A 1,242-nucleotide genomic window follows, 5' to 3' on the forward strand; every position below is an offset into this window, starting at 1 on the left:
CTTGGAGGACTTCGCGATGACCGCGGAACGGTTGCAGACCCGCAACGGCATTGACTTCGCAGTGGCCGATCTGTCACTCCACGAGTTCGGCCGCAAGGAGATCCGTCTGGCCGAGCACGAGATGCCCGGCCTCATGGCGTTCCGCCGCGAGTACTCCGGGGTGTACCCGCTCAAGGGCGCCCGCATCTCGGGCTCGCTGCACATGACGATCCAGACGGCTGTTCTGATCGAGACCCTGGTTGACCTGGGTGCGGAGGTGCGCTGGGCCTCGTGCAACATCTTCTCGACGCAGGACCACGCGGCCGCCGCCGTGGTGGTGGGCCCGCACGGGACGGAGGAGGAGCCCAAGGGGGTCGCCTGCTTCGCGTGGAAGGGCGAGACCCTGCCGGAGTACTGGTGGACCGCCGAGCAGATGCTCACCTGGCCCGACGGCAAGGGCCCGAACATGATCCTGGACGACGGTGGCGACGCCACGCTGCTGGTGCACAAGGGCGTGCAGTACGAGGCGGCCGGTGTCGTCCCGTCGGCTGAAGCCGATGACCCGGAAGAGTGGCAGATCGTCCTCGAGACGCTGCGCAACTCTCTTGCGCAGGATGGCAAGAAGTGGACGAACATCGCCGAGGGCATCCGCGGCGTGACGGAGGAGACCACGACGGGCGTGATGCGCCTGTACCAGCTGGCCGCCGCCGGTGACCTGCTCTTCCCGGCGATCAACGTCAACGACGCGGTGACGAAGTCGAAGTTCGACAACCGCTACGGCATCCGTCACTCGCTGATCGACGGCATCAACCGCGGCACCGACGTCCTGATCGGCGGCAAGGTCGCCGTCGTGTGCGGTTACGGCGATGTCGGCAAGGGCTCGGCGGAGTCGCTGCGCGGCCAGGGCGCCCGCGTCATCGTGACCGAGATCGACCCGATCTGCGCGTTGCAGGCGGCGATGGACGGTTACCAGGTCGCGAAGCTGGAGACGGTGCTGCCGATCGCGGACATCGTCATCACGACGACCGGTAACAAGGACGTCGTGACGGTCGAGCACATGGCGCAGATGAAGCACCAGGCGATCCTGGGCAACGTCGGTCACTTCGACAACGAGCTGGACATGGCCGGTCTGCAGCGCTACCCGGGCATCCGCAAGAACACCATCAAGCCGCAGGTCGACGAGTGGATCTTCCCGTCGGGCCGCACGATCATCGTGCTGTCCGAGGGCCGCCTGATGAACCTGGGCAACGCCACCGGCCACCC

General features: G+C 66.7%; 1 protein-coding gene. It reads left to right on the forward strand.

Going from position 1 to position 1,242, the window contains the following annotated elements:
• Window positions 1-16 precede the first annotated feature (16 nt).
• On the forward strand, window positions 17-1,242 hold a 1,226-nt coding region (gene ahcY / locus ACIQF0_RS47615), incomplete at its 3' end, for an adenosylhomocysteinase (protein WP_401041609.1).

Origin of the sequence: Lentzea sp. NPDC092896, assembly GCF_044754905.1 — a bacterium.
In the GTDB taxonomy this organism is placed as follows: Bacteria; Actinomycetota; Actinomycetes; order Mycobacteriales; family Pseudonocardiaceae; genus Lentzea.